This is a genomic window from Streptomyces sp. NPDC002130 (genome assembly GCF_040296465.1).
Classification (GTDB): domain Bacteria; phylum Actinomycetota; class Actinomycetes; order Streptomycetales; family Streptomycetaceae; genus Streptomyces.
The window spans coordinates 1-19,119 of sequence record NZ_JBEOXI010000048.1 but is presented as its reverse complement, the minus strand read 5'-3'; the positions used below and the strand labels follow the sequence as shown (position 1 = coordinate 19,119).

At 71.5% G+C, this 19,119-nt stretch carries 10 protein-coding genes and 1 pseudogene; 1 reads left to right on the top strand and 10 read right to left on the bottom strand.

The annotated features are described in order from the left end of the window. Positions 1-14 precede the first annotated feature (14 nt). From ABT116_RS12055 to bldG, 10 genes are all read right to left on the bottom strand, one after another. The gene (locus tag ABT116_RS12055) at positions 15-1,637 is read right to left on the bottom strand and encodes an alpha/beta hydrolase (protein WP_351631338.1); all 1,623 of its coding nucleotides are present in this window, start codon (positions 1,635-1,637) and stop codon (positions 15-17) included. Positions 1,638-1,745: 108 nt separating this feature from the next. After that, complete coding sequence (locus ABT116_RS12050; protein WP_351631335.1) at positions 1,746-2,951, bottom strand: DNA polymerase III subunit delta'; 1,206 nt, start codon at positions 2,949-2,951, stop codon at positions 1,746-1,748. Positions 2,952-3,078: 127 nt separating this feature from the next. After that, positions 3,079-6,396 (bottom strand): dTMP kinase, encoded by a 3,318-nt coding sequence (gene tmk, locus ABT116_RS12045; protein WP_351631332.1) that lies wholly within the window; start codon positions 6,394-6,396, stop codon positions 3,079-3,081. Between the two features lie 397 nt (positions 6,397-6,793). Beyond that, positions 6,794-9,625 carry a type I DNA topoisomerase gene (gene topA, locus ABT116_RS12040; protein ID WP_351631329.1) on the bottom strand — a complete coding sequence of 944 codons (2,832 nt, stop codon included), beginning with the start codon at positions 9,623-9,625 and terminating at the stop codon, positions 6,794-6,796. A gap of 245 nt (positions 9,626-9,870) precedes the next feature. Then, positions 9,871-10,068, bottom strand: a complete 198-nt coding sequence (locus tag ABT116_RS12035) for a hypothetical protein (protein WP_351631326.1) — start codon at positions 10,066-10,068, stop codon at positions 9,871-9,873. Between the two features lie 222 nt (positions 10,069-10,290). Beyond that, the gene (locus tag ABT116_RS12030) at positions 10,291-11,829 is read right to left on the bottom strand and encodes a DUF7059 domain-containing protein (protein ID WP_351631323.1); all 1,539 of its coding nucleotides are present in this window, start codon (positions 11,827-11,829) and stop codon (positions 10,291-10,293) included. A gap of 274 nt (positions 11,830-12,103) precedes the next feature. Further along, on the bottom strand, positions 12,104-12,694 hold the full coding sequence (locus tag ABT116_RS12025) for a small secreted protein (RefSeq protein ID WP_351631321.1): 591 nt from the start codon (positions 12,692-12,694) through the stop codon (positions 12,104-12,106). A 193-nt stretch (positions 12,695-12,887) separates the two neighbouring features. Continuing rightward, the gene (locus ABT116_RS12020; RefSeq protein ID WP_351631318.1) at positions 12,888-15,293 is read right to left on the bottom strand and encodes a sodium-translocating pyrophosphatase; all 2,406 of its coding nucleotides are present in this window, start codon (positions 15,291-15,293) and stop codon (positions 12,888-12,890) included. Between the two features lie 273 nt (positions 15,294-15,566). Then, positions 15,567-16,004, bottom strand: a complete 438-nt coding sequence (locus tag ABT116_RS12015; protein ID WP_351631316.1) for an ATP-binding protein — start codon at positions 16,002-16,004, stop codon at positions 15,567-15,569. A 119-nt stretch (positions 16,005-16,123) separates the two neighbouring features. Beyond that, positions 16,124-16,465 (bottom strand): anti-sigma factor antagonist BldG, encoded by a 342-nt coding sequence (gene bldG / locus ABT116_RS12010; protein WP_003991900.1) that lies wholly within the window; start codon positions 16,463-16,465, stop codon positions 16,124-16,126. Positions 16,466-16,543: 78 nt separating this feature from the next. Here bldG and ABT116_RS12005 point away from each other — a divergent pair. Then, positions 16,544-19,021, top strand: a pseudogene (locus ABT116_RS12005) (DEAD/DEAH box helicase); the annotation flags it as partial. Between the last annotated feature and the right edge of the window lie 98 nt (positions 19,022-19,119).

The following is a 19,119-nucleotide window of genomic DNA, read 5'->3' as shown; positions in this document are numbered from 1 at the left end:
GGCCGGCGGCAGGGCTATGAGCAGCGCTTTCCGTCCGTGGGCGGGGTGCCGCGCAGGAGGTAGGCGTTGATCGTCCGGTCGATGCAGGAGCTGCCGCGGCCATAAGCGGTGTGGCCGTCGCCCTCGTAGGTGAGCAGGCGCGCCGAGGAGAGCTGACCGGCCAGGGCCCGTGCCCAGCGGTAGGGGGTCGCCGGGTCCCGGGTGGTGCCGACCACGACGATGGGCGCCGCGCCCTTCGCCTCGATGCGGTGCGGCTCACCCGTGGCGTGCACCGGCCAGTAGGCGCAGTTCAGGGAAGCCCAGGCGAGGCCCTCACCGAAGACCGGCGACGCCTTCTCGAACTCGGGCAGCGCCGTGCGCACCTGGTCGGGGGTGTCGAAGGCGGCCGGCAGGTCCAGGCAGTTCACCGCCGCGTTGGCGAACATCAGGTTGCTGTAGGCGCCTTCGGCGTCCCGCTCGTAGTAGCCGTCGGACAGCACGAGGAGTCCGGAGCCGTCGTTCTCCTTCATCGCGGACGTCAGCGCCTCGCGCAGCTGCTCCCAGGAGCCCTCGTCGTACATGGCCGCGATCACACCGGTCGTGGCGAGCGACTCGGTGAGCCTGCGGCCGCCGGCGTCTCCGGCGGGGAGTGGCCGGGTGTCCAGCTTCTCGAAGAACGCCTTGAGGTTCGCGCCCACCCGATCGGGCGAGGTGCCCTTGCCGCCCAGCGGGCAGTCGGCCTGCCGCACGCAGTCCTTCGCGAACGACCGGAACGCCGTCTCGAAGCCCGCCGTCTGTTCGAGGTTCAGCCGCCGGGCCGGCAGCGACGGGTCCATCGCGCCGTCCAGCACCAGCCGGCCCGCCCGGCCGGGGAACAGCCCGGCGTACGTCGCCCCGAGGAACGTGCCGTACGAGGCCCCGACGAAGTTCAGCTTCTCGTCGCCGAGCGCCGCCCGCACGATGTCCATGTCCCGGGCCGCCTCCACGGTGGACACATGGCGCAGCAGCCGGGGCGCGTCCGCGCCGCAGCCCTCGGCGAACGTCCGGAACGCCGCGACCAGCCCGTCCGTCTCCTTCGCGTCGTCGGGCGTGGTGTCCGTCCGCGTGTACCTGTCCATCCCCGGCCCGTCCAGACACCGCACGGGCTCGCTGCGGGACACGCCGCGCGGGTCGACCGCCACCATGTCGTAGCGGGCCCGCACCTCGGCCGGGTAGCCGATGCCCGCGTACGTCTGCACGTAGCCGATCGCCGAGCCGCCCGGCCCGCCCGGGTTCACGAGCAGCGAGCCCAGCCGCTTGCCCGGGCCGGTGGCCTTCTTGCGGGTGAGGGCGAGCCGGACGTCTCCGGCGGACGGTTCGGCGTAGTCGAGCGGTGCCTTGAGGGTGGCGCACTCGAAACCGGGGGTACCGCAGCCGCGCCAGGCCGGCTTCTGCCCGTAGTACGACGAGAGCGCCGCGGGCGTGGCCTTCGGCAGCGCGACCAGGGCCGCCTCCTGCGCCGCGGAGGCGGCGGAGGTCGTCGCGCTCCCGGAGGAGCAGGCGGAGACGAGCAGCGCGGCCGTGGCGAGGAGACCGACGGCGGTCTCGGCCCGGTTGCGTGTCCTGCGGTGGAGGCCCCCGGAGCCGGAGGCGGAACGGGGGGTACGCCGTGTGTCCATCCAGCGATCGTAACTCTGGGCGACGAGATGAGTGCCCTGCGTGCACGTCGTGCCTCGTACGAGTTACGGCGTCAACCGCATGCCCGACCGGGGTGCCCTGCCGGTCTTTCAGCCCGCTCTGAGCGCCATCGTCATCGCCTCCACCGCGAGCAGCGGCGCCACATTGCGGTCGAGGGCGTCACGGCAGGCCGCGATCGCCTCGATACGGCGGAGGGTGGCCTCCGGGGAGGTGCCGCGGGCGAGGCGCTCCAGGGCGTCCTCGGCGTCCGCGTTGGCGATGGCCACGCGCGAGCCGAGCTGGAGGGCGAGGACGTCACGGTAGAACGCCGTGAGGTCGGTCAGGGCGAGGTCGAGGCTGTCACGCTGCGTGCGCGTCCTGCGGCGCTTCTGCTTGTCCTCCAGGTCCTTCATCACGCCTGCGGTGCCGCGCGGCATGCGACCGCCCTGGGCGGCGCCGAGAGCGGCCTTCAGCTCTTCGGTCTCCTTGGCGTCCGTCTCCTCCGCGAGCTGCTTGGCGTCCTCGGCGGCCGCGTCGACGAGTTCCTGGGCGGCCCTCAGCGCACCGCCGATCTCCTCGACGCGCATCGGCAGCCTGAGCACGGCGGCACGGCGTTCGCGCGCGGCCGGGTCGGTGGCGAGGCGGCGCGCCCGGTCGACGTGGCCCTGGGTCGCGCGGGCCGCGGCCGCGGCGACGTCCGGCTCGATGCCCTCGCGGCGTACGAGCATGTCCGCGACGGCGTCGACCCTCGGCGTGCTCAGGTTCAGGTGACGGCAGCGGGAGCGGATGGTCGGCAGGACGTCCTCGATGGAGGGGGCGCACAGCAGCCAGACCGTCCGCGGAGCGGGTTCCTCCACGGCCTTGAGGACGGCGTTGGCCGACTTCTCGTTCAGCCGCTCGGCGTCCTCGACGAGGATGATCTGCCAGCGGCCGTTCGCCGGCGACGTGAACGACTTGCGGACGGTGTCGCGCATGTCGTCGGCGAGGATCTGCGTGCCGACGGCGGCGACGGTGGAGACGTCGGCGTGCGTGCCGACGAGGGCCGTGTGGCAGCCGTCGCAGAAGCCACAGCCCGGGGAGCCGCCGAGGGCCCGGTCGGGGCTGACGCACTGCAGCGCCGCCGCGAACGCACGCGCCGCCTGGTTCCGCCCGGCCCCGGGCGGGCCCGTGAACAGCCACGCGTGCGTCATCTTCGACGCCTCGGGCGGCGGGGCGCCGGTGGCGGCCGCGGTGACCAGCGCGTCGGCGTCCCGGGCGGCAGCAGCCAGCTGCTCGCTCACCCTCTCCTGCCCGACGAGGTCGTCCCACACGGTCATGGGTCACGCCACCCTTCCGTCACGTTCCGCGTTGCGGGATCCATTGTGGGGGCGACCACTGACAACGCCCGCCCCCACCCGGCCTCGCGGTCCGGAGCCGGACCCCCGCATCGGCCCGCCGGAGGCGTCAGCGCCCCCGGCCGCCCCTCCCGCGGCGCCCGCGACCCTGGTCCGGCTCGTCGTCGTGCGGTCCGAGCAGCTCGTCAGCGAGCGACGGCAGGTCGTCCAGCGGTGTCTCCTCGGCCCAGTCGGACCGGCGGCGGCGCGGCGTCCCCTCGGCGTCGACCTGGGGCATCTCCCGCGTACGGTCCTCGGTGCCGTCGGGCCGGGCGGACGGGGCCTCCTTCCGGAAGTACCCGGGCGGAACCCGGTCCGCCGGTTCGTCCCCGCGCACCGGTGGGAGTACGGCCGTCTCCTCGGCGTCCTCGGGCCGGACAGGAGGCAGCACCGCCGTCTCCTCGGCGTCCCCCGGCCGGACCGGAGGCAGCACCGCTGTCTCCTCGGCAGCACCGGGAGCGTCGGATTCGCGCACCCGCGGCAGCACCTCGGTCTCGTCCACGGCGCGAGGCGAGAAGGGCGGCAGGGCCTCCGTCCTCTCACCGGCCACCGGCGGAACCGGCGGCTTCGGCAGCTCGGCCGTCACCTCGGCATCGGACTCTCCGGAGGCCCGGCCCCGGTCCGCACGCTGATCTTCGTCCCGCACCGGGCGCAGCACGGTCGTGTCGTCGCCCGCACCGCCCGGTGTCACCACCGGCGTGGGCACGGTCACCGCGTCCTGAGCGGCCGCCGAACCCGCGGCCCCCTTCTTCGCGGTGGAGCTCTTCGGGCCGATCTCGGCCGCGGCGGCAGCCGCCTCCGCGAGCCGCCGGGCCTCCTCGGCCCGCAGCAGCGCCGCCTCGGCCTTGCGCTGTTTCTCCAGGCGGAGCGCCTCGGCCTCGGCACGCAGTCGCGCCTCTTCCTCGGCCTGCTTGCGGCGCTGCTCCTCCTCAGCCTTGCGGCGGGCCTCCTCCTCGGCGCGGGCCTTCTCCTCCGCGAGGAGCCGGGCCCGCTCCTCCTCGGCCTTCTTGCGTGCCTCCTCGGCCCGACGGCGGGCCTCCTCCGCCTGCCGTTCGGCCTCGCGGCGCTGCGCCTCCTCCAGCTCGCGGCGCTTGCGCTCCTCCTCCTCGGCGCGCAGCTTGGCGAGCTGCTCCTGGCGCTCGCGCTCCAGGCGCTCCTCCTCGGCCTTGCGGGCGGCCTCTTCCTCGGCCTTGCGGCGGGCTTCCTCCTCGGCCTTCTTCCGTGCCTCCTCCTGGGCCTTGATCTCGGCCTCGGAGAGCGGCAGCACCTGGTCGAGGCGGTGCCGGATGACGGTCGTGACGGCCTCGGGCTCCTGGCCGGCGTCCACCACCAGGTACCGCCCGGCGTCGGCGGCGGCGAGGGTCAGGAAACCGGCCCGCACGCGCGCGTGGAACTCCGCGGGCTCCGACTCCAGCCGGTCCGGCGCCTCGGTGAACCGCTCGCGCGCGGTCTCCGGGGCGACGTCCAGCAGCACGGTCAGATGCGGCACCAGCCCGTTCGTCGCCCAGCGGTTGATCCGGGCGATCTCGGTCGGCGAGAGATCACGGCCGGCGCCCTGGTAGGCGACGGACGAGTCGATGTACCGGTCGGAGATGACGACCGCGCCGCGCTCCAGGGCGGGCCGTACGACGGTGTCGATGTGCTCGGCCCGGTCGGCCGCGTACAGCAGCGCCTCCGCGCGGTGCGACAGGCCCGCGCTCGACACGTCCAGCAGGATCGACCGCAGCCGCTTGCCCACCGGCGTGGCCCCCGGCTCGCGCGTCAGCACCACCTCGTGGCCCTTGGCGCGGATCCACTCGGCGAGCGCCTCGGCCTGGGTGGACTTGCCGGCCCCGTCGCCGCCCTCCAGGGCGATGAAGAAGCCGGAGGCCGCGGCCCCCTGGTCCGGGTCGTCGCCGCCGAGCAGCGCGTCCTTCAGGTCCTTTCGCAGCGGCACGCCGGAACGGTCGTCGACCTTGGCCAGCACCAGCGCGGCGACGGGCAGCAGCAGGGCGCCGGTCAGCATCAGCGTGAAGGCCGCGCCGCCGTGCGCGAAGACGAACTTGCCGCTCTCCAGCCGGTGCGGTCCGATCGCCGCCGCCACCAGCGGGGCGATCACCGCGCCGAGCGCGACACAGACCCGCACGACGGCGTGCAGGTGCTCCGTCGTGCGGGAGCGCCGGTTCTCCTCGGTCTCCTGGTCGAGCAGGGTGTGCCCGATGTTGGCGGACAGGCCCGCGCCGATGCCGGCCAGCGCCAGGATCAGCAGCACGGTGGTGACGTCCGGGACCAGCCCGGCGGCCAGCAGGGCGACACCGGTGAAGGCGATCGTCAGCGCGAGCAGCCGGCGGCGCGACAGGGCGGGCACGAGGGCGGGCGCCGTACGGATGCCGACGACCACGCCGCCGGTCAGCGCGGCCACGAAGAGGCCGTAGAGCACGGGGCCGCCGCCCAGGTCCTTGGCGTGCAGCACGGCCACGGCGACGGCGGCCGACACCGCCGCGGCGACGGCCGCGCAGGACAGGACCAGCAGCGGCATCGCGCCGGTGCGGCCCTTGTCGGCGCCTGTGGTGGTCTTGGGGCGGCGCAGCCCCTCCAGCGGCGACCGCGCACGCGGGGTGCGCGTGCCGGGCAGCTCCAGGAAGGTCAGCACGGACAGGGACGCGGCGAACAGCCCGGCGGCCACGTAGGAGGCGAGGGCCGCCTGGTGCTGGCCGAACCAGTCGATGCCGGCGCCCAGCAGGTTGTTGAACAGGGACGCGACGACCAGCACCACGGCCGCCAGGGGGATCGCCGCGAAGCCGGTGCGCAGCGACAGGCGGCGCAGGGCGTCCATGTGGTCGGGCAGCGGCCGGACCGTCGCCCCCTCCGGCGGCGGGGCGGGGAGCAGCGCGGGGGCCGCGCTCTCGCGGCACACCGTCCAGAACCGCTCGGCGACCCCCGTCACGAACGCCGTGACGAGGAGGAGGGCCAGTGCGTTGTCGGGCGTCCAGTCGATCCACAGGGGCGCGACGATGAGCAGTGCCGCGCGCAGCCCGTCGGCGCCCACCATGGTCCAGCGGCGGTCGAGCGGGCCGTCCTGCGAGGTGAGGGCGGTGAGGGGGCCGAGAAGAACGGCGCCGAACAGGAGCGTCGCGAGGATGCGCACCCCGAAAACGGTCGCCACTGCGAACGCCACGCCTCGGTAGCCGCCCCCGAACGAGGCTTCGGCGACGGCTGCCTGGAGTGCCAGGAGGACCAGCACGAGTAGGGCGAGGGTGTCCCCCACGCCGCCCACGAGCTGTGCGCTCCACAACCGCTTCAACTGCGGTCGTCGCAGCAGGGCGCGGACGGCACGCTCGCGGGAGTCCGCGACCAGGGCGTCGTCGGGGGCGGGCTGAGGGGCCGTTGGGTGGTCGGCTCGCGTCATGCGTTCAGCCTATCGGGAGCCACCGACACGCTGGAGGGCGCGGGCTGGCATGCGCACGCCCCGACACCGAAGTGTTGCCGGGGCGTTCGCTTTCCGAACCCTGGGCGAATAACCGGACGCTGCGGTCCGGTTTCCGGACAGGCTCGAACGACCTCAGTCCTCGGCGGACTTGGGGGCGAATCGGTCGCTGAGTCCTCCGCGGAGGTGGCGGCGAATCCGTCGCTCAGTCCTCCGCGGAGGTGGCGGCGAATCCGTCGCTCAGTCCGCCGCGGAGGTGGCGGCGAATCCGTCGCTCAGTCCGCCGCGGAGGTGGCGGCGAATCCGTCGCTCAGTCCGCCACAGACCTGGCGGCGAACCGGTCGCTCACTCCTCCGCGGACCTGGCCGCGAATCGTCGCTCAGTCCTCCGCGGATTTGGCGGCGGTCGCCGTCTTGGCGGCCGTCTTCTTCGCGGTGGTGGTCTTCTTCGCCGTCGTCTTCTTCGCGGTCGTGGTCTTCTTCGCCGCGGTCTTCTTGGCCGTCGTCGTCTTCTTCGCCGGCGCCTTCTTGGCCGCCTTCTTCGCGGTCTTCTTCGCCGGCCCCTTGGCGCGCTTCTCGGCGAGCAGCTCGTAACCGCGCTCCGGGGTGATGTCCTCGACGCTGTCGCCGGAGCGCAGGGTCGCGTTGGTCTCCCCGTCGGTGACGTACGGGCCGAAGCGGCCGTCCTTGACCACGACCGGCTTCTCGCTCACCGGGTCGGTGCCCAGTTCCTTCAGCGGCGGCTTGGCGGCCGCCCGGCCACGCTGCTTGGGCTGCGCGTAGATCGCCAGCGCCTCCTCCAGCGTGATCGTGAAGAGCTGCTCCTCGGCCTGCAGCGAGCGCGAGTCCGTGCCCTTCTTCAGGTACGGGCCGTAGCGGCCGTTCTGCGCGGTGATCTCCTGGCCCTCGGCGTCGGCGCCGACGACACGGGGCAGCGACATCAGCTTCAGGGCGTCGTCGAGGGTCACCGTGTCCAGGGACATCGTCTTGAACAGGGAGGCCGTGCGCGGCTTGACCGCGTTCTTGCCCGTCTTCGGGGTGCCCTCGGGGAGGACCTCCGTCACGTACGGGCCGTAGCGGCCGTCCTTGGCGACGATCGTGTGGCCGGTGGCCGGGTCCGTGCCCAGCTCGTAGTCACCGCTCGGCTTGGCCAGCAGCTCCTCCGCCAGGTCGACGGTCAGCTCGTCGGGCGCCAAGTCGTCGGGGATGTCGGCGCGCTGGTGCTGCTCGGTGTCCTTCTCGCCGCGCTCGATGTACGGCCCGTAGCGGCCGACCCGCAGCACGATGTCGTTGGCCACCGGGAACGACGACACTTCGCGCGCGTCGATCGCGCCCAGGTCCGTCACCAGCTCCTTGAGGCCGCCGAGGTGGTCCCCGTCGCCGTTGCCGGCGTCGGCCGCGGCGCCGCTGACCGTGCCCTCGCCGAAGTAGAACCGCTTCAGCCACGGCACGGACTGGGCCTCACCGCGGGCGATGCGGTCGAGGTCGTCCTCCATCTTGGCGGTGAAGTCGTAGTCGACGAGCCGCCCGAAGTGCTTCTCCAGGAGGTTGACCACGGCGAAGGACAGGAAGGACGGCACCAGGGCCGTGCCCTTCTTGAACACGTAGCCGCGGTCCAGGATCGTGCCGATGATCGACGCGTACGTCGACGGGCGGCCGATCTCGCGCTCTTCCAGCTCCTTGACCAGGGAGGCCTCGGTGTAGCGGGCCGGGGGCTTGGTGGCGTGCCCGTCGACCGTGATCTCCTCGGCGCTCAGGGCGTCGCCCTCGGAGACCTGCGGCAGCCGGCGCTCGCGGTCGTCGAGCTCCGCGTTCGGGTCGTCGGCACCCTCGACGTAGGCCTTGAGGAAGCCGTGGAAGGTGATCGTCTTGCCGGACGCGCTGAACTCGACGTCCCGGCCGTCGGCCGCCGTGCCGCCGATCTTCACCGTGACGCTGTTGCCGGTCGCGTCCTTCATCTGGGAGGCGACGGTCCGCTTCCAGATCAGCTCGTACAGCTTGAACTGGTCACCGGTCAGTCCGGTCTCGGCGGGAGTGCGGAAACGATCACCCGAGGGGCGGATCGCCTCGTGGGCCTCCTGCGCGTTCTTGACCTTCCCGGCGTACGTCCTCGGCTGCGGCGGCAGGTAGTCGGCGCCGTACAGCTGCGTGACCTGGGCGCGGGCGGCGGAGACCGCCGTGTCGCTCAGGGTCGTGGAGTCCGTACGCATGTAGGTGATGTAGCCGTTCTCGTACAGCTTCTGCGCGACCTGCATGGTGGCCTTCGCACCGAAGCCGAGCTTGCGGCTGGCCTCCTGCTGCAGCGTCGTCGTACGGAACGGGGCGTACGGCGAGCGGCGGTACGGCTTGGACTCGACGGAGCGCACCGCGAACCGCGTCTGCTCGAGGGCGGCGGCCAGGGCGCGGGCGTTCGCCTCGTCGAGGTGGAGGGTGTTCGCGCTCTTCAGTTGTCCCAGGGAGTCGAAGTCGCGGCCCTGCGCGACCCGCCTGCCGTCGACGGTCTGCAGGCGCGCGACCAGCGACGACGGGTCCGACGAGTCTCCCGCGCGGCCGGTCGCGAAGGTGCCCGTCAGGTCCCAGTACTCAGCCGAACGAAAGGCGATGCGCTCGCGTTCCCGCTCCACCACGAGACGGGTCGCGACCGACTGGACACGGCCCGCGGACAGCCGCGGCATGACCTTCTTCCACAGGACCGGCGAGACCTCGTAGCCGTAGAGGCGGTCGAGGATGCGGCGGGTCTCCTGGGCGTCGACGAGCTTCTGGTTGAGCTGGCGCGGGTTGGCCACGGCGGCCTGGATGGCGGCCTTGGTGATCTCGTGGAAGACCATCCGCTTGACCGGGACCTTGGGCTTGAGCACCTCCTGGAGGTGCCAGGCGATGGCCTCGCCCTCGCGGTCCTCATCGGTGGCGAGGAAGAGCTCGTCGGACTCCTTCAGCAGGTCCTTGAGCTTCTTGACCTGCGCCTTCTTGTCGGCGTTGACCACATAGATCGGCTGGAAGTCGTGTTCGACGTCCACACCGAGGCGGCGGACCTCGCCGGTGTACTTCTCGGGCACCTCGGCGGCGCCGTTGGGAAGGTCGCGGATGTGCCCGACGCTCGCCTCGACGATGTAGCCGGGGCCGAGATAGCCCTTGATCGTCTTCGCCTTGGCAGGCGACTCGACGATGACGAGTCGGCGGCCGCCCTCTGCGGTCTCGCTGGTCGGGGACAACTTCGCTCTTCTCTCCGGTCGACGCTGGGGCCTCCCCGGAGTCGCTTACCGGGGCTGGGTACGTGGTGACGCTGCGGAGTGTGACGGTACATCCCGCCCCCGTGTCAAACGGGAAAAGCCCGCAACGGCCACTCGAACGGTAACCCGACTACCACCGATCCTGCCGCCCGGAGTGCAGGGGGCAGGCCCGGCCCTGTGCGGAGCGCGACCGTCCGGTCACCGACGGCTTGTCGCCGGTGCCGGCCTCAGAGACGGCTGAAGCACCACGCTCCGAGCGCCAGGGCGAGCACCGCGACGACACTCGCGAGGGTCGCCGAAGGGAGGGGCCTCACACCCTCGGCGACGGGCAGGTGCCGACGCACCCGCATCACGGTCCAGGCCAGCAGCGCGCCTCCGAACAGGGAGAACACCGCTCCCGCGAAGATCGCCGGTTCACTCTCCATGACCCGCCGTGCCCCCTTTCCCCTGTCGCGCATCCCCAGCGACGGGAGGCTGACACGCTTGGGCGGCGGGCAGGCGAACCGGAGGTGAACGCCCGGACGAAACGACGGTGGATCAAGGGCGTCCACTTCCACCTGACCCGTTTCGGTCGAGGTGTTCAAATCGACTCGAATTTGTTGGCCGGTCCCCTTGACGGCACCCGCGGTCACCCCTCGGCGGGCCGCTCAGCGGACCGGTTCCAGGAACCCCTGCTCGACCAGCAGCCGGATCTGGGCCGGTGTGCGGTCGCGCAGCAGCACCGGGTCCTCGCCGATCAGCTGGGCGATGGCGTCGAGGATGCGGCCGGCGGTCATCGTGCCGTCGCAGACGCCCGCGAAGCCCGCGCCGACCGTGTCCACCCGGGTCGCCCGGCGCATGCCGCGGTTCTGGCGCAGCACGACGTGCTCGGGGTCCTCCGCGCCGGGCAGCCCGACCTGCTCCTGCACGATCTCGGCGGCGAGCCGGAAATGCCCTTCGAGCAGGGCGGCGTCGTCGTGGTCGCGCAGGTGGTCGAGCCGGTCGAAGTGGGCCCGGATCGTGTCGCCGAGCGGCTGCTCGACCGGGTGCGGCCACTCCTCGACCGTGAGCGAGGGCACGGCGGCGTCCGTCCTGCGCAGGGTGATCCAGCCGAAGCCGACGGCCTTCACCTTGCGCGCCTCGAACTCGTCGAGCCATGCGTCGTACCGCGCCTGATACTCCGCCGCGTCGCCCTGGTGGTCACCGGCGTCCCGCAGCCACAGCTCGGCGTACTGATTGATGTCCTGCACCTCGCGCTGCACGATCCACGCGTCGCACCCGCGGGGCACCCATGACCTCAGCCTGTCCTGCCAGTCCTCCCCTTCCACGTGCTGCCAGTTGGCCAGGAACTGCGCGAACCCGCCCTGGTTCAGGCGCTCCCCTGCCTCCTGAACGAGCGTGCGGCACAGATCGTCCCCGCCCATCCCGCCGTCGCGGTACGTGAGCCGGGCGCCGGGCGAGATCACGAACGGCGGGTTGGAGACGATCAGGTCGTACGTCTCGTCGCCCCGGACCGGTTCGAAGAGGGAGCCCTCGCGCAGGTCGGCGGCCGCGGTGCCGGAGAGCGCCAGCGTGAGGCCGGTGATGTGCAGGGCGCGCGGGTTGAGGTCGGTGGCCACCACGCGCGTGGCGTGCTGTGCGGCGTGCAGGGCCTGGATGCCGGAGCCGGTGCCGAGGTCGAGTGCCGCGGCGACGGGCGTACGCACGGTGATGCCGGCGAGGGTCGTGGAGGCGCCGCCGACTCCGAGGACGACGCCTTCGTCCCGCCGGCCGATACCGCCGGCGCCGCCGACCGCGCAGCCGAGGTCCGACACGATGTACCAGTCCTCGCCGCGGGGACCGCCGTAGGGCCGGACGTCGACCGTTGCGGAGATTTCGTTCCCGCCGGTCCGGGTCAGCCAGCCGGTCTCCAGGCAGGCGTCCACGGGCAGGACCTCCGCCGCGCGTGCGTGCGGTACGGGCTGCTGGAGCAGGAACAGCCGGACGAGCATCTCCAGCGACGTGTCCCCGCGGGTGGCCCGGAGCGCGGGCACGGTCTCGCTCCGGGCGAGCGCCGCGTACGCGGGGGCGCCGAGCAGTTCGAGCAGTCCGTCGGCGGTGAAGGAGGCCGCGAGCAGGGCGTCCCGGAGCCGGGCGGCGACTTCGGGACGGTCGGAGGAGGGCAGCGGGGGCAGGGGTGACTGGCTGGCGTTACTCACGCCCCCCATTGTGGCCGCCGGTTCCGGTGCCGCACGCGCCCGTGCGGAGGATCGCATGCGTTTTTGCCGCTCGGCACACCAGGCAAAGGTCGCCCTCGACTCAGCCGTCACACCGCCGCCGCCGTGCCGCCCGGCTCCCAACGCTGCTGCGGCCTCTGCCGATGTCGTGGCCTTTCAGCTCGGGGGCAGCCCCGCCGACCTCGTGGCCCCTCAGCTTCGGGGCAGCCCTCGCCGAAACCGTGGCTTCTCAGCCTCCGGCAGCCCCGCCGATGTCGTGGCCTACTCAGCTCTGTGTGGCTCCCGCCGACGCCGTGGCCGCCTTGCAGCTGGACTGCTGGGCCATCGCCTGGCCGACCTCGCCCTCCTCCAGGTTCCTGAGCGCGTCGTTCCCGCTCTGGCTCAGCTTGTCCAGCTCGGTGGCGATGTCCTTCAGACCGTCGGCGAACTTGCCCTGGTCCTTGGTGTCGAGCTCGTCGACCTGCTTCTTGAGGGAGGCGTACGAGGCGGAGATCGAGTTGAGCTCCTTGACCGCGTCCTTCTGCTTCTTCTCGCCGTTCTCGACGTCAGGCGCCCCGGCCTTGTTCACCGCGGTCCCGATCGCCTTGTAGGCGTCGGACATGTCCTGGAAGGCCTGGGCGTCGGTCTTCTGGACGTCCTTCGGCGTGCTGTTGTCCGAGGTCTCCTTCTGGATCGCCGCATTGGCCGACTCGATCTTCTTGGCCTGCGGCTGGACGGCGTCACAGACCTGCTTGGCCCAGGAGTCCAGCTTGTCGTTGCCGTCGTCGCCGCCGCAGCCCGACAGCGCCAGTACCAGTACCGCACCGCCGGACAGTGCGGCCGCGAGCTTCTTGTTCACCGGTTTGGTCCCTTCCATGGCTCTCGGCCCCGGAACATACACGCCAGATGCACGGCAACCGCACGCCAGACGTCTATTAAGACCGTTTTGTAACCTTTTGCACCAAGCGAGAGAAGGCTCACGCGGGAGCGTGTACCCACACAGCGCGGGCGGACGCCGCGCCAACGCGCGCCGTCCGCCCGCACCTTGAACTGGGGCTGGAGAAACCTCCCTACGAAACCACCGCCGGATCGGCCGACTTGGGCTCCGACCCGGCGTTGTCTTCGTCACCCATGGCGATTCCGCGCCGCTTTGAGACGTACACCGCCCCGGCGATCACGAGGAACGCGAGGACGGCGATCAGGATCCGCACCCCGATGCTCCTGTCCGGGCCGTAGGAGAACTTGATCACCGCGGGCGCGATGAGCAGCGACACCAGGTTCATGACCTTCAGCAGCGGGTTGATCGCGGGGCCCGCGGTGTCCTTGAAGGGGTCGCCGACCGTGTCTCCGATCACGGTCGCCGCATGGGCCTCGCCGCCCTTGCCGCCGTGGTGGCCGTCCTCGACGAGTTTCTTGGCGTTGTCCCAGGCGCCACCGGAGTTGGCGAGGAACACCGCCATCAGCGTGCCCGCGCCGATCGCGCCCGCCAGGAACGCCCCGAGCGCTCCGACGCCGAGCGTGAACCCGATGAAGATGGGCGCCATCACGGCCAGCAGACCGGGCGTGGCGAGCTCGCGCAGGGCGTCCTTGGTGCAGATGTCGACGACCTTGCCGTACTCCGGTTTCTCGCTGTAGTCCATGATCCCGGGTTTCTCACGGAACTGCCGACGCACCTCGTAGACCACGGAACCCGCCGACCGCGACACGGCGTTGATCGCCAGCCCCGAGAAGAGGAAGACGACCGCCGCGCCGGCGATGAGACCCACGAGGTTGTTGGGCTGCGAGATGTCCATCATCAGACTCATCGGGGCGCCTTCCCCGCTGAGTTTCTCGCCGACGTCCCGTGCGCCGGTGATGATCGCGTCGCGGTACGACCCGAACAGCGCCGCCGCCGCGAGTACGGCCGTGGCGATCGCGATGCCCTTGGTGATCGCCTTGGTGGTGTTGCCGACCGCGTCCAGGTTGGTGAGCACCTGCGCGCCCGCGCCCTCGACGTCGCCGGACATCTCCGCGATGCCCTGCGCGTTGTCGGAGACCGGCCCGAAGGTGTCCATCGCGACGATCACACCGACCGTGGTGAGCAGGCCGGTGCCGGCCAGTGCCACCGCGAACAGCGCCAGCATGATCGACGTACCGCCGAGCAGGAACGCCCCGTACACACCGAGTCCGATCAACAGGGCGGTGTAGACGGCGGATTCGAGGCCGACGGAGATACCGGCGAGGACGACGGTGGCCGGGCCGGTGAGCGAGGTCTTGCCGATGTCCCTGACGGGCCGGCGGGTGGTCTCGGTGAAGTAGCCGGTCAGTTGCTGGATGAGGGCGGCGAGCACGATGCCGATGGCCACCGCGACCAGCGCGAGGACCCTCGGGTCGCCGTCCTTGCCCAGGATCGCGGTGTCGGTGACGCCGTCGAGCTCGGAGTACTTCCCCGGCAGGTAGACGAAGACGGCCACCGCCACCAGCACCAGCGAGATCACCGCGGAGATGAAGAACCCGCGGTTGATGGCGCTCATGCCGCTGCGGTCGGCGCGCCTGGGGGCCACCGCGAAGATGCCGATCATGGCGGTGATCACACCGATCGCCGGCACGAGAAGCGGGAAGCCGAGCCCGGCGTCCCCGAAGGCGGCCGAGCCCAGGATGAGCGCGGCGACCAGGGTCACGGCGTACGACTCGAAGAGGTCGGCCGCCATGCCCGCGCAGTCGCCGACGTTGTCGCCCACGTTGTCGGCGATGGTCGCGGCATTGCGCGGATCGTCCTCCGGAATGCCCTGTTCGACCTTGCCGACCAGGTCGGCGCCGACGTCGGCGGCCTTGGTGAAGATGCCGCCGCCGACACGCATGAACATCGCGATCAGCGCGGCCCCGAGGCCGAAGCCCTCGAGCACCTTGGGCGCGTCGGCCGCGTACACCAGCACCACGCAGGAGGCGCCGAGCAGGCCGAGGCCCACCGTGAACATGCCGACCACGCCACCCGTGCGAAAGGCGATCTTCATCGCCTTGTGCGAGACGGCGGTCAGATCCTTTTCCGGCTCGCCTTGAGCCGGAGTGGCTTCACGCGCCGCCGCGGCGACACGCACATTGCTGCGCACGGCCAGCCACATGCCGATATAGCCGGTGGCCGCCGAGAACGCCGCTCCGATCAGAAAGAACACCGACCGTCCGGCACGCTGACTCCAGTCGTCCGCGGGCAGCAGCATGAGCAGGAAGAACACGACCACGGCGAATACGCCGAGCGTGCGCAGTTGCCGGGCCAGATAGGCGTTCGCGCCTTCCTGGACCGCCGCCGCGATCTTCTTCATGCTGTCGGTGCCCTCGCCGGCCGCGAGCACCTGGCGCACCAGGACGCCCGCGACCGCCAGCGCCGCCAGTGCGACGACCGCGATGACCACGATGAGAACGCGGTTGCCATCGGTCAGTACGGCGGCTGCGAGGTCTGTGGGATGACCCGACTGTTGTGAGAGGGAAAGCCCCGCCATTCGTCCTCCTTGACGCTTGGGCTGAGCTCAAGATGTGGACGGGATTGTAGGTACCGGAACCTGATCAAAACAGAGCGCGATAAACGGAATTGGCCTTCCGAGGTAATGCCCTGAAAGCATTCTGGGACTGCCGGGAGCGCGCGAATGATCGTGAACGAATTCACGCGGTGAACGGCACAGCAACTACTGTAAAGGCGACCACTGACACCCGCACATGACGAAGGGCCCCACGGGTGGGGCCCTTCGGAAGAACGGGTTCGTGCGGTGGCGGGATCAGACCAGAATCGTCGGCGGCGGCGTGGTCGGCCAGGTCATCTTGATCAGCCCGCCGTGCTCGCCCGCGCTGACCTCGACGTCGTCGACGAGTCCACTGATGACCGCGAGGCCCATCTCGTCCTCGTCGGCCTCACTGTCGTGATCGCCGGGTCCCTCGCCGGGAGCGCGCTCGCCGGCGACCGCGTGCGGGGCCTCGTCGCCGACCTCGATGGAGAACTGCTTCTCCTCCTCGATCAGCAGCACCTTCACCGGTGCCGAGATCCCGACGGTCTGGTGCAGCCCGACGGCACGGGTGCAGGCCTCGCCGACGGCGAGCCTGACCTCGTCGAGGACGGCCTCGTCCACTCCGGCCCTGCGCGCCACCGCTGCCGCCACCAGCCGGGCGGTCCTGACGTGCTCGGGCAGCGCGCTGAAGCGGAGCTCAACGGTGGCCATGCATCCCCCTCGCAACTACGGGCGTGCTGTCGAGAGGCTCCGGGCCGCCGAAGCCCGGGCCCCCTCGGTCTTCTTTGTCCGACCATCGGCCGTCCCGGGCACACGGCCCGGGACCGGCTTCAGTCGGTGGCCGCAACCGCTTCCTCGACCGAGGTGTGAATCGGGAACACCTTGGTGAGACCGGTGATGCGGAAGATCTTCAGAATGCGCTCCTGGTTGCAGACCAGGCGCAGGGAGCCCTCATGGGCCCGCACGCGCTTCAGGCCGCCGACCAGTACGCCGAGCCCGGTGGAGTCGAGGAAGTCCACGCCCTCCATGTCGACGACAAGGTGGAAACTGCCGTCGTTCACCAGCTCGACCAACTGCTCGCGCAGCTTGGGCGCGGTATATACGTCGATTTCGCCACCGACCCTGACGATCGTGCGATCGCCCATGGTTTCGGTCGACAGGGACAGGTCCACGGATCCTCCAGCACCTTGCTATCGAGCGGTCGCCCTAGGGGCATTCGGCTTCAGCCCCTGGACGCTTCGCCAGCCGCGATGGCATTCAATCACTTACCGGCAGGCGTGCACGACGCCTTGGCTCCATTGTCCGTCACTCCAGTGACACACTCGGTGCCGATGGCCAAGAATCACCGATCCGATCGAACCCCGACGGACCCCGCCTCCCGGCCCGCGCCGGGCGCGGTCCTGGACCGCCTCGCGTCCGGTCCGAGCAGGGCTTCGCGCATTACTCATACGGAGCACTTGCCCGCACGTGAGGGTCGGCATGCCGTCTGGCCCGACCGGATCCGCGCGGAGGTCGTGGCGGCCGTGCGCGCCGCGGGCATCGAGCATCCCTGGGCCCACCAGGCACGGGCGGCCGAGCACGCCCTGGACGGCGAGTCCGTGGTCGTGGCCACCGGCACGGCCTCCGGCAAGTCCCTGGCCTACCTCGTGCCGGTCCTTTCCACCCTTCTGGAGGGCGCGGAGGCCCCGAACGGCCGGGGCGCGACCACCCTCTACCTGTCTCCGACCAAAGCGCTCGCGGCGGACCAGTGCCGGTCGGTGAAGGAACTTTCACACCCTCTGGGCCATTCGGTACGCCCAGCCGTGTACGACGGCGATACTCCGTTCGAGGAACGCGAGTGGATCCGCCAGTACGCCAACTACGTCCTGACCAACCCGGACATGCTGCACCGGGGCATCCTGCCGTCCCACCCCCGCTGGTCCTCCTTCCTGAAGTCGCTGAAGTACGTCGTCATCGACGAGTGCCACACCTACCGCGGCGTCTTCGGCTCGCACGTCGCCCAGGTGCTGCGCCGGCTGCGCCGCCTGTGTGCCCGCTACGGCGCGTCGCCCGTGTTCCTGTTGGCCTCGGCGACGGCCGCGGAGCCCTCGGTGGCCGCCCGCCGCCTCACCGGCCTGCCGGTTCTGGAGGTGGCCGACGACGCCTCGCCACGTGGTGAACTGGTGTTCGCCCTCTGGGAACCGCCGCTGACCGAGCTGCACGGCGAGAGGGGCGCCCCCGTCCGCCGCACGGCCACCGCCGAAGCCGCCGACCTGTTGACCGACCTCACCGTGCAGGGCGTGCGCTCGGTCGCGTTCGTCCGCTCCCGGCGCGGCGCCGAGCTGATCTCGGTCATCTCCCAGGAGCGTCTGGCCGAGGTGGACCGGTCCCTGACCCGGCGTGTCGCGGCGTACCGGGGCGGCTATCTCCCGGAAGAGCGCCGCGCTCTCGAACAAGCCCTCCATTCGGGTGAACTCCTGGGCCTCGCCGCGACGAACGCCCTCGAACTCGGCATCGACATCTCCGGCCTCGACGCGGTCGTCATCGCCGGCTACCCGGGCACGCGGGCCTCCCTGTGGCAGCAGGCGGGCCGGGCCGGACGGTCCGGGCAGGGGGCGCTGGCCGTCCTGGTCGCCCGCGACGACCCGCTGGACACCTTCCTCGTCCACCACCCCGAGGCCCTGTTCGACCAGCCCGTCGAATCGACCGTCCTCGACCCCGACAACCCCTACGTGCTGGCCCCGCACCTCTGCGCGGCCGCTGCGGAGCTGCCCCTGACGGACGAGGACCTCGAGCTGTTCGGCCCGGCGAGCGAGGGCCTGCTGCCCCAGCTGGAGGCCGCGAAGCTGCTGCGCCGCCGCACCAGGGCCTGGCACTGGACCCGCCGCGAGCGCGCCGCCGACCTGACGGACATCCGCGGTGAGGGCGGGCGCCCGGTCCAGGTCGTCGAGACCGGCACGGGCCGGCTGCTCGGCACGGTCGACGCCGGCGCCGCGCACTCGACGGTGCACGAGGGGGCGGTCCATCTCCACCAGGGCCGCACGTACCTGGTGCGGTCGCTGGACCTCGAGGACTCCGTCGCCCTCGTCGAGGAGGCCGCCCCGCCGTACTCCACGGTCGCCCGCGACACCACGTCCATCTCCGTCCTGGAGACGGACGTGGAGATCCCCTGGGGCGACGGCCGCCTCTGCTACGGCTCCGTCGAGGTCACCAACCAGGTCGTCTCCTTCCTGCGTCGCCGGCTCATGACGGGTGAAGTCCTGGGCGAGACGAAGCTCGACCTCCCTCCTCGTACGCTGCGCACCCGCGCCGTGTGGTGGACCGTCACCGAGGACCAGCTGGACCGCGCCCGGATCAACCCGGAGATCCTCGGCGGCTCCCTGCACGCCGCCGAACACGCGTCGATCGGCCTGCTGCCCCTCTTCGCGACCTGCGACCGCTGGGACATCGGCGGCGTGTCGATCCCGCTCCATCCCGACACGCTCCTGCCGACGGTCTTCGTCTACGACGGCCACCCGGGCGGCGCGGGCTTCGCGGAGCGCGCCTTCCACACCGCCCGCACCTGGCTGGCCGCCACCCGCCAGGCCATCGCGTCCTGCGAGTGCGATGCCGGCTGTCCGTCCTGCATCCAGTCCCCCAAGTGCGGCAACGGCAACGACCCGCTGCACAAGAGGGGGGCGGTGCGGCTCCTCACGGTGTTGCTGGAGGGGGCGCCGGAGGAGAAGGAGTCCGCGGACGGGGCGCCCGGGCATCGACCAGGGCGAGGCGATGCCCGGCCGGGACGTCGTAGGCCGTGGAGTACAGCTCCAGGTCGACGCCGAACGGCTTTCCGGGGGTGCGCCCGTGG